Raw genomic sequence first — 19,684 nt, 5'->3', positions numbered from 1 at the left:
GCCTTTCCTATAGCAACAGCAAATCTTAGATAGCATTTGAAATGCAACACCATGTTGTTGCCATAATACCTGACTCGGACTTTTAAAGCCGAGTCTTTTTCTTGGACGGTGATTCAAATCAGAACAGCGTTCTACTTCTGCAAGATTAGTCTTTATTCAGCCCAACAAACTTGGCACGTGCTTTATGCAGTTTTTTGTAGCTGTCGATTAAACGTAAATGACGATCTAAACCTTCAAGCTGCATATTGGTTTCGGTTAGACCATAGAAACGTACTGTGCCTTCAACAGAACCCATGACTGCATCCATACGTTCATTGCCAAACATACGGCGGAAATTGACAGCATAATCGGCAATATCCATTTCGTCATCTAAAATAACTTCAAGCACGACATTCATACATTGATAGAACAAGCCACGTTCTACGGTATTGGTGTTGTATTGTAAGAATGCTTCGACTAAATCTTTAGCTTCTTCAAACTGTTCTAATGCCAAATAAATCAACAATTTTAATTCAAGGATAGTGAGCTGTCCCCAAACGGTATTGTCATCAAATTCAATGCCAATTAAGGTTTTGATTTCAGTATAGTCATCTAGCTCACATTCTTCCAAACGCTCAACTAAAGCTTCAAGTTGTACATCATCCAAACGGTGCAGATTTAAAATGTCTTCACGGTACAGCAAAGCTTTATTGGTATTATCCCAAATCAGGTCTTCCACCAAATACACTTCTGAATAATCAGGGACTAAAATTCGGCAAGCAGTTGCACCTAAATGTTCATAAATCGCCATATAGGATTCTTTGCCCATTTCTTCTAAAATCGCAAATAAAGCCTCAGCTTCTTCGACATTGCTATATTGACCATTGTTGGTGAAATCCCACTCTACAAATTCATGGTCTGCCTGCGCGCTAAAGAAACGCCAAGACACTACACCACTAGAATCAATAAAGTGTTCAACATAGTTATTCGGCTCAGTTACCGCATTCGTGCTAAAGGTCGGCTGTGGTAAATCATTTAAACCTTCAAAACTACGCCCTTGCAATAGTTCAGTTAAGCTGCGCTCTAAAGCGACTTTAAAGTTTGGATGTGCACCAAACGAAGCAAAAACACCGCCTGTACGCGGGTTCATTAAGGTCACACACATGACAGGGAATTGACCGCCTAAAGACGCATCTTTCACCAATACTGGGAAACCTTGTTCTTCTAAAGCCTGAATACCTGCCACAATACTTGGATATTTTGCCAAAACTTCTTGCGGTACATCAGGCAGGCTCATTTCTTCCTGAATAATTTCACGCTTCACTGCACGTTCAAAAATTTCAGATAAACACTGCACTTGAGCTTCTGCAAGCGTGTTACCTGCACTCATCCCGTTACTTAAATATAAGTTTTCAATTAAATTTGATGGGAAATATACCGTTTCACCATCGGATTGACGCACAAATGGCAATGAACAAATACCACGTTCAGTATTGCCTGAGTTGGTGTCATATAAATGTGTGCCCAGCAACTCATCTTCAGGATCATAAATTTCTAGGCAATACTCATCTAAAATTTCTTTAGGCAATTCACCATTTGGGCCAGGTTTAAACCATTTTTCATTTGGATAATGCACAAACTCGGCATTGGCAATCTCTTCGCCCCAGAACTGATCGTTATAGAAGAAGTTACAGTTCAAACGCTCGATGAATTCACCCAAAGCAGATGCTAATGCACTTTCTTTAGTTGCGCCTTTACCATTGGTAAAACACATTGGCGATTGCGCATCACGAATATGCAATGACCAGACATTGGGTACGATATTACGCCATGAGGCAATCTCAATTTTCATGCCCAAACCTGCCAAAATACCTGACATATTGGCAATGGTTTCTTCAAGCGGTAAATCTTTACCTGCAATAAAGGTCGCTTGAGATGAAGTCAAGTTCGGCATCAGCAAAGCTTGTGCATCGGCATCAATACTTTCAACTTGCTCAATCACAAACTCAGGGCCTGTTTGCACGACTTTCTTTACGGTACAACGGTCAATAGAACGTAAAATCCCCTGACGGTCTTTTTCAGAAATATCTGCAGGCAATTCCACCTGAATTTTAAAAATCTGTTTATAACGGTTTTCAGGATCGACAATATTGTTTTGAGATAAGCGGATATTATCGGTTGGAATATCACGTGATTGGCAATAAACCTTCACGAAATACGCAGCACACAATGCAGATGACGCAAGGAAATAATCAAATGGGCCTGGCGCAGAACCATCGCCTTTATAACGGATGGGCTGATCGGCAATGACGGTAAAATCGTCAAATTTAGCTTCAAGACGCAAGTTGTCTAAATAATTGACTTTAATTTCCATGCAGGCACCTATTGTATGTGCCTACTCAGACACAAAATTATAAAATATTGATTTATAAGCCGAATCAAGAGGGAGAATAAGACTTAAAAAATGAGGTTTGAAGTCATCGCAACTATTTAACAGCGACTCCAGAATATGCGGCAACATTATAAAGTGATTTGGGTGAATTGATAATGCTATAAATACAGATTTACTGAATTTAAGCAAAGTTGCTAATTAATATATACAAACATAATATATTTAAATATATGTTATATTGTCTTTAGGTTCTAATCTGCTTAATGGTGAAACAACATGAAATATACCGAACTCACTGCTGAAATTTCGTCTAACATCAAATCCATTAAAGAACAATCTCCCGATTTACTTAAAAGTTTTAATGCCCTGTCACAAGTTGCGATGAAAGACGGCGTAATTGATGCCAAAACCAAAGAATTTATTGCACTGGCAATTGGCGTGGCACAACGCTGTGATGGTTGTATCGGTTTTCACGTCAGAACTTTGGTCAAAATGGGTATGACTTTTGAAGAATTGAATGAAATTTTAGGTATTGCTGTTTATATGGGCGGTGGCCCATCACTCATGTATGCCGCAAACGCCGTGGCAGCATTTAAAGAGTTTTCTCCATCTACAGCCGAATAACAGCATCAAATTATTTACCGAGTCGAAACTATGTCAAATATCCATAATGAATGGGATGAACGCTACAGCCAACATGACCATATTTATGGTGAACAAGCCAATGCGTTCATTCAGGACATTACGCAAAAACTGTCTATTCACGGCAAAACTTTGGGCTTGGCCGAAGGTGAAGGTCGTAACTTGTTATATTTGGCCGCTTTGGCACAAGCCAATGAGCAAGCATTTGAAGCAGATTTGTGGGACTACTCGCAAGTTGCTTTAGATAAGGCTCAAGGCTATGCACAGCAACGTGGTTTAAGTTTAAATACACGAAAGCAAGATTTAAGTCAGGTGAATTGGCCAGCGAATCAATATGACAACGTGATTTGCGTATTTGGTCACTTTAACCCTGAAACACAGCAAAAAGTGTTAAATGGCGTGCGCGAAACTTTGGTTAACGGTGGTTTATTTGTTGGTGAGCTGTATTCTACTCGTCAGCTAGAATATAAAACGGGCGGCCCACGTGCAGTAGAAATGCTGTACGATCCTATCGAGTTTTTAAGCCATTTTAAACACGATCATCTGATTCATTTCTTTGTGGGCGATGTAGAACGCTCAGAAGGCAAACTGCATCAGGGCAAATCCCACGTCATTCAATTTGCGATTCGTATACAGAAATAAAAGACTGAATCTTTTACATCAAAAAGCTTGCTCCAATGCAATTAGAGCAAGCTTTTTTGCGCTTTAGATTTGAATATTCAGTTAGATATTTGCTCGGAAATTTTTAAAATCACTCAAACACATCTTTCATAGATTTTGGCATTCCTTGTACCGACTGTAATTCGCCCTGTTTATTTTTCCAAAGCACAACAGGTGTGGCAAAGAACTCGTATTTATCCATCAGTGCCTGATTCTGTTCTAAGGTTTTTTCTACATGTACAGGCACAGTTTTTTGCTCGATCAGCTTTTTTTGTCCGTATTGACGATGGAACGCATTAAAGGTCTGCTGTGGGTTTTTCGCCATTAATAAAGTCGCGGCCTGCCCTTTGCTTTCAGGTCGGATCACCGCCACAATAATATGTCTTAACTGAACTTTGCCAGATTCTACCCACGGACGTGCCTGCTTCCAAAAGGTATGGCAATACGGACAATTCGGGTCTGAAAACACGTAGACAATTTTTTCAGCACTGGTTTGCCCATCCTGAATCCAAGTAGCGTGTTCCAGACTTTGCCACACATCTTCAAGTACCGACTTTTTCACATAACGGTCTAAAGCATCGACGGTTAAATTATTGCCTTGTGCATCAAACAAAGTGCCTACAATATAGTATTTTCTGATCATTGGAAATAAACACTGTCGCAGGACTTTGTTCAATATGCCCTGCCCAACCTGTCATTTGTGCAGGTGCTTGAATTTGTTGCACAAACTTAAAACCTTCTTTTTCAATGTGCTGTTTGAGGTTGTCCTGTGCTTGCAGCATACTCACACTACTGGCAAGACTCATACCTATCGCCAGTTTCAGCATGTTATTTTTGATGTTTGATGTCATATTGATTGTCCTTAATTTTGGCTTCACGGCGGGTTTTCTTTCAAATCGTTAAGAGCGCGTTTATGGATTCGCTTGTATTTTTTTCAGATAATGCTGCAGCATCGGCTTAGTCAATTCACCCATGTGATGATCGACCAATTCTCCTTGTGCATTAAAAAACAAAGTACTTGGCAAACCGAACATATTGAAGTGTTGTCCTAAACGAGCTGCAGGGTCTAATAACACGTGTTCAAACTGAAATCGATGTTTCTGTAAATAGGCTTGAATCTCTGCTGCAAATTCGCCTTGATTGGCAAATACAAAATTGACCTCAGGGAAATCTTGCTGTGCTTGTTGCATAACAGGCATTTCACGATGACAAACTGGACACCAAGTCGCCCAGAGATTAATCACCGTGGGCTGCCCTGAAAATTGAGCTAAATCTTGAGGTTGTTGCGCTAGGTTGTGCAATACTAGATTGGGATAGGCATGCTGCGTCTGCAAAGGTTGGATAAGACTCCAACCTACAACTTGTACTGTAATAAAGAGCGCAACTGCCCATGCCAGAACAACACGTTGAATAGCGCGATTTTTCCAGACAAACCACGCCACACCTGCCATAACTGCGACAATCAGATGAAAGCCTTTGTCCTGAATTTTTAAAATATCAATCGGGTTGGCAAAGTACAGCTCATAATGCTGCAACACAAAAACTGCCCGCCCAACTAAAGCACCAATCCACAGCGCATTCCATAATGCATCCTGATAACCTGTCCAAGTCTGTGCATTCCATGTATAACGACGCTGAAAAAATTTACCCATTGCAAAGACGACAATCAGTCCTAGCAATAAAAACACCAATGGCCATGGAATCATCAACATGCCTAACTGCAAGACTGCGGATTGAATCATGGCGCAGCCTCTTGCAGTTGATGAATATTTTGAATCAATTGCGCTGCGTTATAAGCACCTGTTAGACGCAATTCACGTTGTTCCCGTTGTGGATCTGCCAAAAATAACAACGTTGGCGGCCCTAAAATCTGCCATTTTTTCAATAAGGCATCTTGTGAAGGATGCTGTTCGGTTAAGTCGAGTTTAATCCGCACCACATGCTTTAAAGCATCTTGCACATCGGTACGAGGAATCACATCACGCTCAATCGGCTGACACGCCACACACCAATCGGCATAGACATCAATCACAATCTTTTGATGAGCATGTGCGGCCAAAGCTGCATTCAACTCTTGTTCTGTGCGTACTTTGATCCATGGCTGTAATTGGTCTGCTTGTACCTGCGCATTGACACTGGCAATACTCTGATTGACATGCCAAATTCCACTACTGGCGATTACTGCCGCCAAAGCCAATAACGAAAAACGCTGTGGACGATGTAACACGTGGCGCAAAATTGCAATTAAATATGCAGCGAAGGCAAATAACACCACAGCAAAAGCAACATAGTACCAAGTCACAGAAAATAGCGGACGAGCAAAATACAAAGCCATTGCCAACATGATAAAACCAAAGCTAAATTTTAGCCGTTCCATCCACAAACCTGGCTTTGGCAAATATTTCGCGCCAAACACGCTGGCAATAAGTAAAGGAATTCCCATACCTAAACCAAGCAGGAACAAATATAAACCACCCAATGCTGCTTGATCCAAATGTGAGACGTACAGCAATGCTCCCGCTAAAGGCGCACTCATACATGGCCCGACAATCAGTGCAGAAATCACCCCCATAACGCCCGCACCCAATAAAGTACCGCCTTTTTGATATTGCTGAATACGATCTAAACGCTGTAACACTGCTTGTGGTAATGACAACTGATACAGTCCAAACAGGTTTAAAGCAAAGAGCACAAACAACATAGCAAAAACTGCAATCACTACGGGATTTTGGAACCAACGCTGTACGCTATAACCAATGTGTGACGCAACAACGCCCATCAAGCCATAGACTAGCGCCATACTGACGATAAAGGTGATCGCAATTGCTGCAGCTTTATAGCCTGTATTGCGCTGCACCAAAATGCCAGAAAGAATTGGAATCAGCGGCAATGAACACGGTAAAAAAGCCAGTAATACCCCAAAACCTAAAAAGATAAACGCATTCAGTAACAACCCTTGCCCAGACAATAAATTCAGGAAAAATTGATCATTGTTCCATTGCTGATTCAGACTCGTACTACTGGCTGTTTCCGTATTGCTTGAATTGGCTGATGCAGCGAATGTATTGTCTGTCAACGCCGTATCTGTATTTTCAATCTCTAAGGAATTTGCTAAATCAACGTTTTCTACTGGTTCAGGGGTAAGTTTAGGATCAGCTTGTGTTACAGCAACCGCATTTTCAGCAAGCTGTGCTTTGTTTTCTAGCGTTTGCTGTTCAAGTTTGAGTTCTTTTGTCGTTACAGTATTTGCAGTTGTCGTAACTTGTTTTTGTGTACTAGAACCATTGGCTTGATGCTTATCTGCATCATTTAAGTTAGTGTTTAAAGCAGCCTGATTATTCTGATTGAGTTGCTGAAGTAAATTACCTTTGCCCGCACTTAAATTATGCTGTGGCAATAAACCATCGGCATCGGTTTGAATCGTTTTACGCTGTACGGGATAACACAAACCATCTTCAGCGCAGCCTTGCCAAGTAATTTGATATTGCTGATTAGGCTTCACCTGAATCTGTGTTGTCACTTGCCCATAATGCACACGTGTCAGCCCGAAAGTCGGATCATCTTTTTCCTGCCCTGCAGGCAATTTAAAAGCAAGCGGCTTTTGAGCCTGACTGACTTTGAATTGATCGTGATATAAATAGTAATGCGGTACGACATCCCATTTCAGTTCAACCGTTTGTTCAGACAATGACGTCGCCTGAAACTTAAAAGCTTGATCGGACGCTAAAAATTCATTGGCAGCATTGACCCACACCGCACACAGACTCAACACAAAATAAGCAATGACGCGAATAAAAATCATGTATTTATACTAAAAATTAAAAAACTGACTGTATTATCGGTAAGTGTAGATTAAGAGAACATTAATAAAGATTTTTCTTTGTAAACTTGAGCATTGTAGGTGCCTAATCTAAATTTGTGGCGTGATCGAGATGTGTCATATATTGGGCTGACTGTGGTATAGGAGCAAATATGTTCGTCGTTTTGGTGGAAGATGATCCTTATATTGCCCAAAGTATTGTGGCAGCACTCGAATTTTTAAGTATTTCAGTCGAACACGTGAATAACGCGCGCGATGCCGATTACTTCATACGTCATAGTGCGGTAGATCTGTGCCTGCTCGATTTAGGTCTGCCTGACCAAGATGGTTTACAGTTACTCGAAAACTGGCGTAAAGATGCCATTCATATTCCAGTATTGGTATTAACCGCGCGGAATCATACTCAAGACTGCGTACAGGCGCTCAACTTAGGAGCAGATGACTACCTAACTAAACCTTTTGAATTAAATGAACTGATTGCCCGTGTATATGCATTAAGCCGCCGTCATCGTGGTTATTCATCGAACCAACTGCAAAGTGGTCAGTTACACATGAACCTCGATACACAAGAAGTCAGTTGGCATTCACAAAACATTCAGCTTTCACGCCGTGAATATAGCCTATTGGAAACCTTTTTACGGCATCCGAACCAAATCTTAAAAAATGAAGAACTGATAGATAAAGTGTATGGCTTTCAAGACAGTATCGAAAGCAATGCCTTAAATGTGCATATCTACCATTTACGGCATAAAATCCACCCCGATTTTATTCAAACGGTGCGTGGTGTCGGCTACATCTTTAAACCTGAGCTGCTGACATGAAAAACTACAGTCTGAAATGGCGTTTGGTATCGACCATCAGCTGTGCATTTATTTTGCTGTGGGTGATTGTCTTTGCATGGCTCTACCATGACTTGGAACAACGCTTACAAAATACGCTGGATGAACGACTTTCTACCTCAGCCCGTATGGTCGCCCGCCTGATTCAGCAACTGCCCCTAGAACAACTCACAGAAAGTTTGCATGCCGAATCAGAAAATGGCTTGCTACATAGTTTAATTGCTTGTGAAGTCTCTATTTTCCGTGCCGATGTTTCATTACCACAGCATGTGATTGCACGCACTCAAGGCGCACCGAAAAATTTAAAAAACCAACAAGTCGGTTTCAGCACATGGACAGAAAATGGACTGCAATGGCGTAGTTATGTACTGCGTGAAGGTGAAGTTCAGGTGGTGGTGGCTGAAAAAATTCAGTTACGGCAAAACCTACTTAAACAAATTTTACAGTCGGTACTGATTCCTTTACTGCTTACTTTGATTATTTGTATTTTGCTAATTTTGTGGATTATCCGTCTGGAGTTTTTACCGCTCGATCACATCACCCGCCACTTAATTCAGAAAAAACAATCTTTAGATGAAGCTTCTCGTTATTTAATTGAACTGAGATCACAAAAAATTCCTAAAGAAATTCAGCCTTTTGTCGATAACTTATTGATGCTGATTGAACGCCTACATAAAAGTCTGGAACACGAAAAAAACTTTAGTGCATTTGCTGCGCATGAACTGCGCACGCCGTTAACGGCTATTAAAACGCATGTGCAACTGAGCCAATTGATGTTGAATCAAACCGCATCTGCCCAAGATACAGCCAAAGTCATCGACAATTTAAAACACGCAGAACGCAGCATCCAACGTTATCAACAACTTTTGGAACAACTGTTATTGCTCAGTCAAACTGAAGCAGGTATTCAAGCGGCACATAGCCATGCAGATATGCGTAGCGTATTAGAAACAGTCTTGTCGGAACTGACTGTGGAATATCCCAATCTATCAGCGAAATTACAGATTGATTGGGCGAGTTTGGTAGCACAACACATTAATATTCCAGCGCCTGCGTTGCACATGGTACTGAAAAACTTGATTCAAAATGCTTATTTGCATGCAGAGGATGCGCCAAACATTCAAATTTATATGCAAGACCTGCAATTGATCATTGCAGACCAAGGCAAAAGCCTGAATGAAGATGATTTTACCATTCTGACTCAGCGTTTTTGGCGTAAATCTGCGCATAAACAAGGCTATGGCTTAGGTCTAACTCTAGTCAAAGTATTATTAGAGCAATATGGCTACCTACTTCAATTTCAGGCTAACCAACCGCAAGGTTTAAAAGTGATTGTCAGTTTTGATGCAGCACCTTCTGCAACAGAGAAACAACAGACGGATTAAGCTTTTCTGAGCTTTAACAGCAAATAAAGCAAGATTCAGAACAAGATCACTTAACTTTTGCCAATACCGAACATATTGCTCTACTTTACGATAACGCCATTTTTAAGGTGATTTTTGAAATAAAAGGTCAATGCGTTCTAAAATTTTATCTATGATGTAGATGCTGCGGGCTATTGAGTAGAAGAACATTGGCTAGAAAAAAATTGCTGAAACTTTCATCACCGTTTTTTTGTTCGATACCACGTCATATTTTTAAATGAGGTAGATATCCGTGCAGATCGTGCATGTGCTTGGTCTTGTGATCAATCTACAACTTAATTAAAGTGTACATAAAACCAACAGCACCCCACTCAAAATATAATACGCAGCGTAGGAGCATCTATTCCAGACTAAAATATAGATAAATATATCAATCAAAGCATTCCATTTAAGCTCATGTTTTATTTAAATAAAGTTGAATTTTTAAAATATCTTATTATCGAAATGATCTTTCTATCGAATCCATAACCACTTGAACGATGATCACAAAACGTATTAGATGATCCACTGCAGTTTGTGTGGTCATCTACTTTGAATGAACTGAAAAAATGGAATCGCCATTTTTTATAAACAGCAACGAAATATCATGCTATAAAGAAATGCGATATTGATGTTGGTTGTTTTCTGGCTTTGACATTCCGAATCAAACCAGTTCAAGTCACTCGCTTGATCAGTCGTTACAGAAAACAAATGAATAGATTTGGTCAGTTGTTTTAGAATATAAAAATCAGCAAAAAAAACTAAAAATGTAATTTTTTAACATTGCGAATTCCCTGCAAAGTTTTCATTATAGAGCCTCATTTTGGCACACGCTTTCTACGTCAAATTAAACAAATTACAAAAAAAATGTGGAATTTTATGCCATAATTAGCAAACTTTGCAGACATCTTGCAAAGTATTATTGCAATTATTTATTGGAGCAAGCGGAATGAGTTCGACCATTTTGGTTATTCATGGACCGAATCTAAATTTGCTAGGAAAGCGTGAACCCGAAGTTTATGGTTACCTCACTCTTGAGGATATAAATCAACAGCTCATTTCACAAGCGCAAAAAGCATCAATTTCTATAGATACTTTCCAAAGTAATTGGGAAGGCGCAATTGTAGACCGAATTCATCAAGCCGCGTTAGATGGCACACAATATATCATTATTAACCCTGCTGCATTAACGCATACCTCTGTTGCGGTACGTGATGCCTTGTTAGGGGTCGCTATTCCATTTCTTGAAGTCCATTTGTCGAATGTGCATGCACGTGAGGCGTTTAGACATCATTCATATTTATCAGACAAAGCCATTGGTGTGATTTGCGGTTTAGGCGCAAAAGGCTATGCCGCAGCACTCGACTTTGTTCTTGAAAAAATTCAACCTACTACACAATCTTAAACTAGGAATACTGTCCATGGATATTCGTAAAATCAAGAAACTCATCGACTTGATGATTGAATCTGACTTACAAGCGATTGAAGTTAAAGAAGGCGATCAGTCGATTGCATTAACTCGTCGCAGTCCAGTAGTAGCGGCAGCAGTTCCTGCAATGCCTGCACCTTCTGCAGAAGTACCATCTGCACCTAAATCTTCACCACGTGGTGCTGTTGAAACTTCTCCAATGGTTGGCGTGTTCTATGCAGCACCAAGCCCAGGTGAAGCACCATTTATTAAAGTGGGTCAAACTGTTTCTGCTGGTGAAACGCTTGGCATTATCGAAGCAATGAAAATCATGAACCCAATTGAAGCAACTCAAAGTGGCGTGATTGAAGAAATTCTAGTTAAAAATGGCGAAGTGATTCAATTTGGTCAACCACTCTTCCGCTACCGCGCTTAAGACCTCGGGGATTCACAATGTTGCAAAAAGTTTTAATTGCAAACCGTGGTGAGATTGCCCTGCGCATCACCCGAGCTTGCAAAACTTTAGGGATCAAAACCGTGGGTATCTATTCAGATGCCGATAAAGACCTGATGCACTTACGCTTTTGTGATGAAGCCGTGTGTATTGGTCCGGGTGCGAGCAGTGAAAGTTACCTGAATATTCCTGCAATTATTACTGCAGCAGAAATTACAGGTGCAGATGCCATTCACCCTGGTTATGGTTTCCTTGCCGAAAATGCCGAATTTGCTGAAATTGTAGAAAGTTCAGGTTTCATTTTCATTGGTCCACGCCCTGAGCATATTCGCTTAATGGGTAACAAAGTTTCTGCAATTACTGCAATGCGTAAAGCTGGCGTACCAACTGTACCAGGTTCAGCACACGCCGTTACACCGCACAATGCTTTAGCTGAAGCCAAAGAAATTGGTTTCCCGCTCATTGTAAAAGCTGCTGCTGGTGGTGGTGGTCGTGGTATGCGTATTGTAGAGCGCGTAGACACCCTGCTTGAATCAGTTCAAGCGGCTCAACGTGATGCAGAAATGTGGTTTGGTGATGACACGGTCTATATGGAACGTTTCTTACAAAAGCCACGTCACGTAGAAGTACAAGTATTGGCTGATGGTAATGGTCACGCGATTCACCTTTATGACCGCGACTGTTCTTTACAACGTCGTCACCAAAAAGTTCTTGAAGAAGCGCCAGCACCTAACTTACCAGAACAAGCACGTGCCGATATTTTAGAAGCGTGTGTTAATGCATGTAAGTTAATGCAATACCGTGGTGCAGGTACTTTCGAATTCTTATTTGAAGATGATGAATACTTCTTCATTGAAATGAATACACGTGTTCAGGTTGAGCATCCTGTAACTGAAATGGTGACAGGCATTGACATCATTGAACAACAATTGCGTATTGCTGCAGGTCTAGGTTTAGACATTGAGCAAGATCAGGTTGAAATTCGTGGTCACGCAATCGAATGTCGTATTAACGCAGAAGACCCAACCACCTTCGTACCTTCACCGGGTAAAATTGAACACTTCTATGCCCCAGGTGGTGCAGGTGTTCGTGTAGATTCACACATCTACGAAGGTTATAGCATTCCGCCGTATTACGACTCAATGATTGCTAAACTGATTGTGCATGGTAAAGATCGTGAAACCAGTATTGCGCGTATGCGTCAAGCCTTGGATGAAACTATCTTAACAGGAATTAAAACCAACATTCCTTTGCACAAAGACTTGATTCTGCAAGATAAAAACTTCTGCAAACAAGCAATGGATATTCACTATCTTGAAAAGCATTTGCTAAAGCAACTTGCTGGCAATGAAGAAGAAAAAGCATAAGTAATTAAGGTTGCTTAAGTTTAAAATAAAGAGCTGATGATTCAACGTCAGCTCTTTTTTATTGTTGAGAATAAAAGCTAAACCGTTAATCTATGCAGATCAGTATGAATAAAAAACCAATACTCCAAATGGAGTATTGGTTTAAAAATTGATTTAAAAACTGAGATCATTTTAGATCATCGAATGATGCAAAATACTAGACAAGATTAATCTAAAAACTCAGTCATTAATGCCAATACTTCTGCGGTTTTTTCAGCATGCAACCAATGCCCTGCATGAGCAACTGTTTCAACTTTTGCGTGAGGAAACTGTGCTTGAATAGCGGCATAATGCTCAGGCGCTTCAATGTAAGGCGAATTACCACCACGAATAAACAAAGTATCTACATTACTCTGCACCGTCTGCCATGACAAAATTTCTGCATAATGTTCACGTAATGCATTTAAGTTAAATAACCATTGCCCTTTGCTAAATGACTTCATCAAAAATTGCACGACCATTTCTTCTTGAAGATGCTCACGCATAATTTCCATCGCCGCTTGGCGACTTTCAACTTGTGCATCTTGCACAGCAAACAAAGCTGTAAAAATTTGATCGTGACGATTTTCAGGATAAGCAAAAGGACAGATATCCAATAAAACCAATTGCTGTAAACGCTCGGCAGCCAAAGGCGCCAAAGTCATTGCAACCTTACCGCCCATTGAATGCCCAACCACAGAAAACTGTTCGATATTCAAGCTGTTCAGTGTTTCTAAAACATCTTGTGCCATTGCTGCATAATTCATGTCATCACAATGCGCAGACTTACCATGATTGCGCACATCTAATTGAATTACGGTGCGCTGTTCTTGAAATGCACGTGCGAGCATGCCTAAATTACTCAAACTACCAAATAAACCATGAATAAAAACCAAAGATGGCAACGTAGATTCAGGCTGATTTTGCGTGATTTGATAATTTAATAACATAAAATAGACTCTAAACTTGAATACAAATGATTAATCTATTTAATGAGTTTTGAGTTTATAAATCAAATTTTATATGTGCTTTTTACGGTGAAACTTATAATATCACTTAGGCTATTTGTGTGAGCCTAAGCAATAACATACAAGATGAACTTTTCTTAAAATTTTATTTAAAATAATTCAAAGGCAACTTCAAATAACGAATGCCGTTGGCCTCAGGTTGTGGGAACTTACCTGCGTCCATATTGATTTGAATTGATGGCAGAATCAATTTAGGCATCGTTAAAGTAGCATCACGCTGAGTTCTCATCTCAATAAATTCAGCTTTGCTTACCCCTGTATGAATATGAATATTCTGCTCTTTTTGAGTTTTGAGCAGTGTTTCATGTTCATATTGTTCACGTGATTCTGGTAGATAATCATGGCATAAGAACACTCGTGTTTCTTCAGGCAATGCGTATAGCGTTTGCACAGAATCGTACAACTGCCCTGCACTGCCTTTCGGGAAATCACAACGTGCCGTACCATAATCAGGCATAAACAAAGTATCACCTACAAATACAGCATCACCGATCACATAGCTTAAACAAGCAGGCGTATGCCCCGGTGTAGGGATGTTATAGGCTTGTAATTCACCAATCGTAAAAGTTTCATGATCGTCAAACAGATAATCAAATGATTGATGTGAATTGAAATACTTGATATCCAAGTTATAGATAGCACTAAATGTTTCTTGCACAATCGAAATTTTATGGCTCATGGCAATTTTACCACCCAACTGCTCTTTTAAATATTGAGAAGCTGTCAGGTGATCGGCATGCACATGCGTTTCTAAAATCCATTCAACCGTTAATTCATTTTTTTGGATGTAAGCAATGATTTCATCGGCATGAATTGTTGAAGTAGTCGCAGATGCAGGGTCATAATCCAACACGCTGTCAATAATGGCACATTGACGCGTTACAGGATCACTTACCACATAACTGAATGTATTAGTATTTTCATCAAAAAAATGCTGAATATCTGCGTGCATCTTATGCTCCTGCAACCTTACGATGAATGAGAATCCCCACCAACATTGCAACAATGAAATAGATTGCTTGATAATAACCTAAACCAATCAAGGTTAGACTTGGCGCTGGACAAATTCCTGCAACGCCCCAACCGATACCAAAAATAAAACTACCTGTGATCAGTTTAGAGTCAATTTGAGTTTGTTTAGGCAAATCAATTGGTTCATTTAAAATGGTTTTTGGTTCAGCTTGGCGCATAATTCTTTGGAATGGAATAAAGGCAACCGCAATTGCACCCATCATAACAAATGCCAGACTTGCATCCCATGTACCGAAAAGATCGAGGAAGTTTAAAACTTTTTCAGGATTCGACATACCAGAAAGAATCAATCCAGCTGAAAAAATACCACCGAAAACAAAGGCTAAGAAATTTTTCATTTAGAATGCTCCTGTGATATGGCGGATAACATAAACGGTAATAAAGCCAGCTAACATAAAGGTAGCTGTTGCTGCAATGGAGCGCTTAGATAAACGACTCATGCCACAAATACCATGTCCACTGGTACAACCCGAACCCAAACGAGTACCGAAACCAACCAACAATCCCGCCACAATCATCATCAATGGGCTTGCATTCAATTCAACTTTAGGTTGAGCCACGATGCCATAGAAAAAAGGCACAATGAAAATACCTAACACAAACCACAATGCAGGCGTTTTGAACAGCGTTTGCGGATTTAATACTTGAGCCAGTAAACCACTAATGCCTGCAATACGACCATGAACATATAAATAGCCCACGACTGCAAGACCAAGCAATCCACCACCGATTAATGCCAGCAGATAATCATGCATTTTGAACACCCAAAACAATATATGTTTTTATAATATATTATTGTAATTATTATTCAACTATTCTCTTGTAAGTTTTGTAAACTTCATCTGACTATTCGTCTATGTTTGCGATGTGAGAGAGATTTCGCAAGTTTTTGGCTGATATTAAGTCATAAGGCAGAAAATTTAGTCATTCTAAATGACTGCCTCATAACGTAATAAAGATATATCAAAATAGACAGCAACGACAAAAGTTGAGGGCATTAGACTCATTTGTGAGCAAGCGCAATAAGTTCTTTTTTATGCCGACGAATTACACGTTTAGCAGCATCTAACATAATGCGATTGGTAGTCTCATCATCACCAAAGTCAATAGGTTTAGCTGGACACATTGGACGAGCTTTTCGATCTTCGATTGTGTAGTCTTTAAGACGCTTACCCATACTACACCTCTCAGAATTTCTTAACTTTCACTAATATAACATAAAATTTAGTTTGTTAAAAAATCATCAATACGAGTTTTTAATTACCCTATTTATTGCTTAATTTGGACGCCATTCAATGTAAATTGCAACATATCATGCATCTACGATATCTACAAAATTAGCATTTAAAACTTTTGCCAAATCGCTTGGTGTTAAACCAATATCTAATCCACGCTTCCCTCCACTCACATACATAGTTGCAAGCTGTTGAGCGGATGCATCAATCACTGTTTTCAGTTGTTTCTTCTGCCCGATTGGACTAATGCCTCCAACCAAATAACCTGTCAAACGCTCAGCATCTTTAGGATCAGCCATGTGTACTTTTTTACACTGAAAAGCAGCCGCAACTTTTTTTAGATTTAATTGGTGATGGACAGGTAAAATCGCCACAAAGAAATGTTTATCATCACTAACCAATAAAGTTTTAAATACTTCTGTGACATCTAAACCTAACTTTTCCGCAGCTTCTAAACCAAAACTTTTAGCATTATGATCATGTTCATATTCATGCATAGAAAATTGAATTTTCTTGGCTTTTAAAAGTTTAGCTGCTGGAGTCATTGAAAAAATACTGTAAAAAACGATGCTCAAATTATACGCTTGATTGAGATTAAAAGTGAATTCGCTTAGGCTATTTTTAAATATAAAAGTAACTATCGAAAAAATAGCCTAAAATCATTAACTTGGTTTACGTGAATTTTCAACCAACACGTTAGCTAAGCGCTGTGCATGCGCAATCACGCGATCCAACCAACGTTGTGCCGCCAACAACTCTAAACCTGTCGCAGCATTGAGCTGATTCACGGCAATATATTGCAGCACTTTTTCACGGTTTTCGGCACGTTGATCTTCTGTCCATTTTTTCAAATTAGATAATTCGGTATTTAGACTTAGTACATGTTTATGCACATCAAAATCATCCATTTCTTTTAGATGTTCATCAAGAATTTGTACAAAATCTAAGCCAACTTGATAAATTGCAGGTTGGGTGCGTATTTCTTTTGCTAAAGTAATATTTTCCAAATCACTTCGTAAAACACGTAAATACACCATCAAACGAAGCATCGCCATTAAACGCTGTTGATCGGCTTCATTTTCTGAAATCGACATTTCTTCCAAATAGCGTTGGACTTGAATGAGTACTTCATCTAGCTGTAATAAACGTACTTTTGAAGGTAATCTTCCCTCTTGGATAGCCAGTTTTAGCATCACCAAAACGTCATACAAACTATGGTAAATCACCTTAGATGCAGCATGAATAGCCAAGGCGGGCACAGATAAACTCGCTTGATCGAGATAACATAAAACCGATTGAGTTTGATCTGGGATAATTTTCATAATCAGTTTTTCGAACTGACGGATAAAAGGCAAAATAATCAAAGTACCAGAAATACTGAATGCTGTATGAAATGCAGCAACAATCACCACATTGTCCCATGTTGCCATAAGACGTTGATTTTGTGTTAGCTCAAGAAATAACGGTTTTAAAATAATAAAAGCAAAAATGGCTGAAATGATGTTAAAAATCACATGAACCGCTGCAGTACGTTTGGCATTTGCAGTTGAACCAATTGCAGCAATAATGGCTGTCGCCACCGTACCAATATTCTGTCCAATCACCAAACCTAAAGCCTGTTGCAAATCAATCGCACCACTGGCCAATGCTGCTAAGGTCGCGGTAATTGCAGCACTTGAAGATTGCAACAGAATGGTCATGATAATACCGACCAAAACCAAACTGAGTTGCGCAATCAAAGATCTACTTGAAAATACTGATAAATCGACACGTTCAGCAAAACCTGACATGGCAACTTGCAACATATCAATGCCAAGGAAAATCAGACTAAAACCTGCCAATGTCATTCCAAATAATGCAACTCGCCCCTGACTAAATAATTTGAGCATTGCACCCAAACCCAGCAAAGGTAATGCAAAACTGGTGATGGAAAATTTAACACCTAAAAATGCCACCATCCAACCCGTACTGGTTGTGCCAATATTCGCACCAATAATGACACCAATTGCCTGAGCAAAAGTAAGAATCCCCGCACTAACAAAACCAATCGTGGCTAAAGTTGTTGCCATAGAAGACTGTACAATTAAAGTTAAACCGATGCCTGAAAGCACAGCTTTAATGGGTGAACCTGTGAACTTAGACAACCAAATACGCAAGGTTTCCCCTGCCATATCTTTTAAGCTGTCCGTCATCATGGTCATACCAATCAAAAATAGGCCAATACCACCACATAATTGTACAAAGACTTCTAACACACTTACTCCCTGTGCAATAAGCAATTTTCAAAGTGCTAAAAAGCCGATATTGTACGTACTTTTATCTTAAAATTGCAGTTTATTTGTTCTATTCCAATAGTTTATATTAAATAAAAAACTTGTCATCAATTTGACATATTATTAAAACCTAAGGATAGATCAGACTCCATTGGTTTATCCAATCATTCGATAAAACAAAACGAAACCTCTGTATTATGCTGACACGATACAATTCAAATCTTCAGTTCACTTGACTGAACCAATCGCTCACCTCAAAATCAGTATATATACTCACATACGCCAAAATGACAGATATAGTTTTAATATGATTTTTAATGCATTTAGAAAATATCCATCTATAAAAATATTCAGTATTGGTTGTACTGTTTTAACGTTAGCAGCCTGCTCTCCACTAGGAGGTGGCTCTCTTGCAAAACGCTCAGCTAAACTTTCTACAGGGATCCAAAAGGCTTATGCTGTGCATCCTGATACAGCAAATCGTGTAGCACCAATCATTGTACAAAGTGCAGAACAACATAATGTTGATCCTCTGCTTGTCGCTGCAGTTATTAGACAAGAATCGAATTATCGTGCCTATGCTGTTTCACCTTCAGGTGCAGTTGGGTTCACACAAATTATTCCACGTTATTGGCAGCAGACTTGTCCTGGCGATTTATTCCATGAACATACCAATATCAACTGTGGTACATTTATTTTAAATCATTATAAAAATCAGTCGGGTAAATGGCCTAAAGCTTTGGCCTATTACAATGTGGGACCTACTGGCTACAATAGTAATCGAAAAATGAAAAAGCAAGGTAAACGCTACGCGAAACAAGTCAAACAGCACCAAAAAAACTTAAAAGATGCACTTTAATTTTGACTTACTAGCTTAATAAAGTAGCCAATACCCGTTGAATTAAAGCCATCCTCAGATGGTTTTATTTTCCTTTCTTTTTCTACTTTTCTTCTTAATATTTTCTTTCCCACATAAAAAACACCCCCAACGCTAGTTGAGGGTGTTTGAATAATGAGCTGGCGATGACTTACTCTCACATGGGTAACCCCACACTACCATCAGCGCGAAGAGGTTTCACTTCTGAGTTCGGGAAGGGATCAGGTGGTTCACTCTTGCTATGGTCGCCAGCACAA

General features: G+C 39.6%; 18 protein-coding genes, 1 rRNA gene and 1 pseudogene. 8 read left to right on the top strand and 12 right to left on the bottom strand.

Annotation, left to right across the window (positions count from 1 at the left end; all coding sequences use genetic code 11):
- Positions 1-145: 145 nt before the first annotated feature.
- Positions 146-2,353 carry an OsmC domain/YcaO domain-containing protein gene (locus FTT91_RS09640; protein ID WP_180169320.1) on the bottom strand — a complete coding sequence of 736 codons (2,208 nt, stop codon included), beginning with the start codon at positions 2,351-2,353 and terminating at the stop codon, positions 146-148.
- A 294-nt stretch (positions 2,354-2,647) separates the two neighbouring features.
- Between FTT91_RS09640 and FTT91_RS09635 the strand changes: the two genes are divergently transcribed.
- Complete coding sequence (locus FTT91_RS09635; RefSeq protein ID WP_004973824.1) at positions 2,648-2,995, top strand: carboxymuconolactone decarboxylase family protein; 348 nt, start codon at positions 2,648-2,650, stop codon at positions 2,993-2,995.
- A 30-nt stretch (positions 2,996-3,025) separates the two neighbouring features.
- The gene (locus FTT91_RS09630) at positions 3,026-3,655 is read left to right on the top strand and encodes a class I SAM-dependent methyltransferase (protein ID WP_131261986.1); all 630 of its coding nucleotides are present in this window, start codon (positions 3,026-3,028) and stop codon (positions 3,653-3,655) included.
- A gap of 109 nt (positions 3,656-3,764) precedes the next feature.
- Here the strand turns inward: FTT91_RS09630 and dsbG are convergent.
- The 3 genes and pseudogenes from dsbG to dsbD form a co-directional block, all read right to left on the bottom strand.
- Positions 3,765-4,524, bottom strand: a pseudogene (gene dsbG, locus FTT91_RS09625) (thiol:disulfide interchange protein DsbG).
- Between the two features lie 60 nt (positions 4,525-4,584).
- Entirely contained in the window at positions 4,585-5,415 is an 831-nt protein-coding gene (locus FTT91_RS09620) for a TlpA disulfide reductase family protein (protein WP_180169319.1), read from the bottom strand.
- Complete coding sequence (dsbD, locus tag FTT91_RS09615; RefSeq protein WP_179995608.1) at positions 5,412-7,475, bottom strand: protein-disulfide reductase DsbD; 2,064 nt, start codon at positions 7,473-7,475, stop codon at positions 5,412-5,414. Before dsbD ends, FTT91_RS09620 begins: the two co-directional genes overlap by 4 nt.
- A gap of 170 nt (positions 7,476-7,645) precedes the next feature.
- Here dsbD and FTT91_RS09610 point away from each other — a divergent pair, with 170 nt between their 5' ends.
- The 5 genes from FTT91_RS09610 (at position 7,646) to accC (ending at position 12,964) form a co-directional block, all read left to right on the top strand.
- The gene (locus FTT91_RS09610; protein ID WP_104851944.1) at positions 7,646-8,314 is read left to right on the top strand and encodes a response regulator transcription factor; all 669 of its coding nucleotides are present in this window, start codon (positions 7,646-7,648) and stop codon (positions 8,312-8,314) included.
- Positions 8,311-9,717 carry an ATP-binding protein gene (locus FTT91_RS09605; RefSeq protein WP_179995607.1) on the top strand — a complete coding sequence of 469 codons (1,407 nt, stop codon included), beginning with the start codon at positions 8,311-8,313 and terminating at the stop codon, positions 9,715-9,717. Before FTT91_RS09610 ends, FTT91_RS09605 begins: the two co-directional genes overlap by 4 nt.
- Positions 9,718-10,684: 967 nt before the next feature.
- Positions 10,685-11,140 carry a type II 3-dehydroquinate dehydratase gene (gene aroQ / locus FTT91_RS09600; protein WP_096902340.1) on the top strand — a complete coding sequence of 152 codons (456 nt, stop codon included), beginning with the start codon at positions 10,685-10,687 and terminating at the stop codon, positions 11,138-11,140.
- Between the two features lie 16 nt (positions 11,141-11,156).
- On the top strand, positions 11,157-11,579 hold the full coding sequence (gene accB, locus FTT91_RS09595; protein ID WP_004973838.1) for an acetyl-CoA carboxylase biotin carboxyl carrier protein: 423 nt from the start codon (positions 11,157-11,159) through the stop codon (positions 11,577-11,579).
- A gap of 17 nt (positions 11,580-11,596) precedes the next feature.
- Positions 11,597-12,964 (top strand): acetyl-CoA carboxylase biotin carboxylase subunit, encoded by a 1,368-nt coding sequence (gene accC / locus FTT91_RS09590; RefSeq protein WP_004973841.1) that lies wholly within the window; start codon positions 11,597-11,599, stop codon positions 12,962-12,964.
- Positions 12,965-13,170: 206 nt separating this feature from the next.
- Here accC and FTT91_RS09585 read toward each other — a convergent pair whose 3' ends face one another.
- The 7 genes from FTT91_RS09585 to FTT91_RS09555 form a co-directional block, all read right to left on the bottom strand.
- Positions 13,171-13,932, bottom strand: a complete 762-nt coding sequence (locus FTT91_RS09585; protein ID WP_180169318.1) for an alpha/beta fold hydrolase — start codon at positions 13,930-13,932, stop codon at positions 13,171-13,173.
- A 163-nt stretch (positions 13,933-14,095) separates the two neighbouring features.
- Positions 14,096-14,962 (bottom strand): MBL fold metallo-hydrolase, encoded by an 867-nt coding sequence (locus FTT91_RS09580; protein ID WP_004973849.1) that lies wholly within the window; start codon positions 14,960-14,962, stop codon positions 14,096-14,098.
- A 1-nt stretch (position 14,963) separates the two neighbouring features.
- The gene (locus FTT91_RS09575; protein WP_004973852.1) at positions 14,964-15,380 is read right to left on the bottom strand and encodes a DUF6691 family protein; all 417 of its coding nucleotides are present in this window, start codon (positions 15,378-15,380) and stop codon (positions 14,964-14,966) included.
- On the bottom strand, positions 15,381-15,797 hold the full coding sequence (locus FTT91_RS09570; RefSeq protein WP_004973854.1) for a YeeE/YedE family protein: 417 nt from the start codon (positions 15,795-15,797) through the stop codon (positions 15,381-15,383).
- A 248-nt stretch (positions 15,798-16,045) separates the two neighbouring features.
- Positions 16,046-16,219 (bottom strand): hypothetical protein, encoded by a 174-nt coding sequence (locus tag FTT91_RS09565; RefSeq protein WP_004973856.1) that lies wholly within the window; start codon positions 16,217-16,219, stop codon positions 16,046-16,048.
- A 135-nt stretch (positions 16,220-16,354) separates the two neighbouring features.
- A complete protein-coding gene (gene ybaK / locus FTT91_RS09560; RefSeq protein WP_180169317.1) occupies positions 16,355-16,822 on the bottom strand; it encodes a Cys-tRNA(Pro) deacylase in 468 nt (155 codons plus the stop codon).
- A gap of 117 nt (positions 16,823-16,939) precedes the next feature.
- A complete protein-coding gene (locus FTT91_RS09555; protein ID WP_154320759.1) occupies positions 16,940-18,532 on the bottom strand; it encodes a Na/Pi cotransporter family protein in 1,593 nt (530 codons plus the stop codon).
- 325 nt (positions 18,533-18,857) lie between these two features.
- On the opposite strand from FTT91_RS09555, the gene FTT91_RS09550 reads away from it, so the two are divergent.
- The gene (locus tag FTT91_RS09550) at positions 18,858-19,409 is read left to right on the top strand and encodes a lytic transglycosylase domain-containing protein (protein ID WP_004973862.1); all 552 of its coding nucleotides are present in this window, start codon (positions 18,858-18,860) and stop codon (positions 19,407-19,409) included.
- A 156-nt stretch (positions 19,410-19,565) separates the two neighbouring features.
- Here FTT91_RS09550 and rrf read toward each other — a convergent pair.
- Positions 19,566-19,680: ribosomal RNA gene (gene rrf, locus FTT91_RS09545) — 5S ribosomal RNA — on the bottom strand.
- Positions 19,681-19,684 lie beyond the last annotated feature (4 nt).

It is taken from the genome of Acinetobacter sp. YH12021, assembly GCF_013420145.1.
Classification (GTDB): domain Bacteria; phylum Pseudomonadota; class Gammaproteobacteria; order Pseudomonadales; family Moraxellaceae; genus Acinetobacter; species Acinetobacter towneri.
The sequence above is the reverse complement of the archived record's forward strand: the minus strand, read 5'-3'. Positions and strand labels throughout refer to the sequence as shown.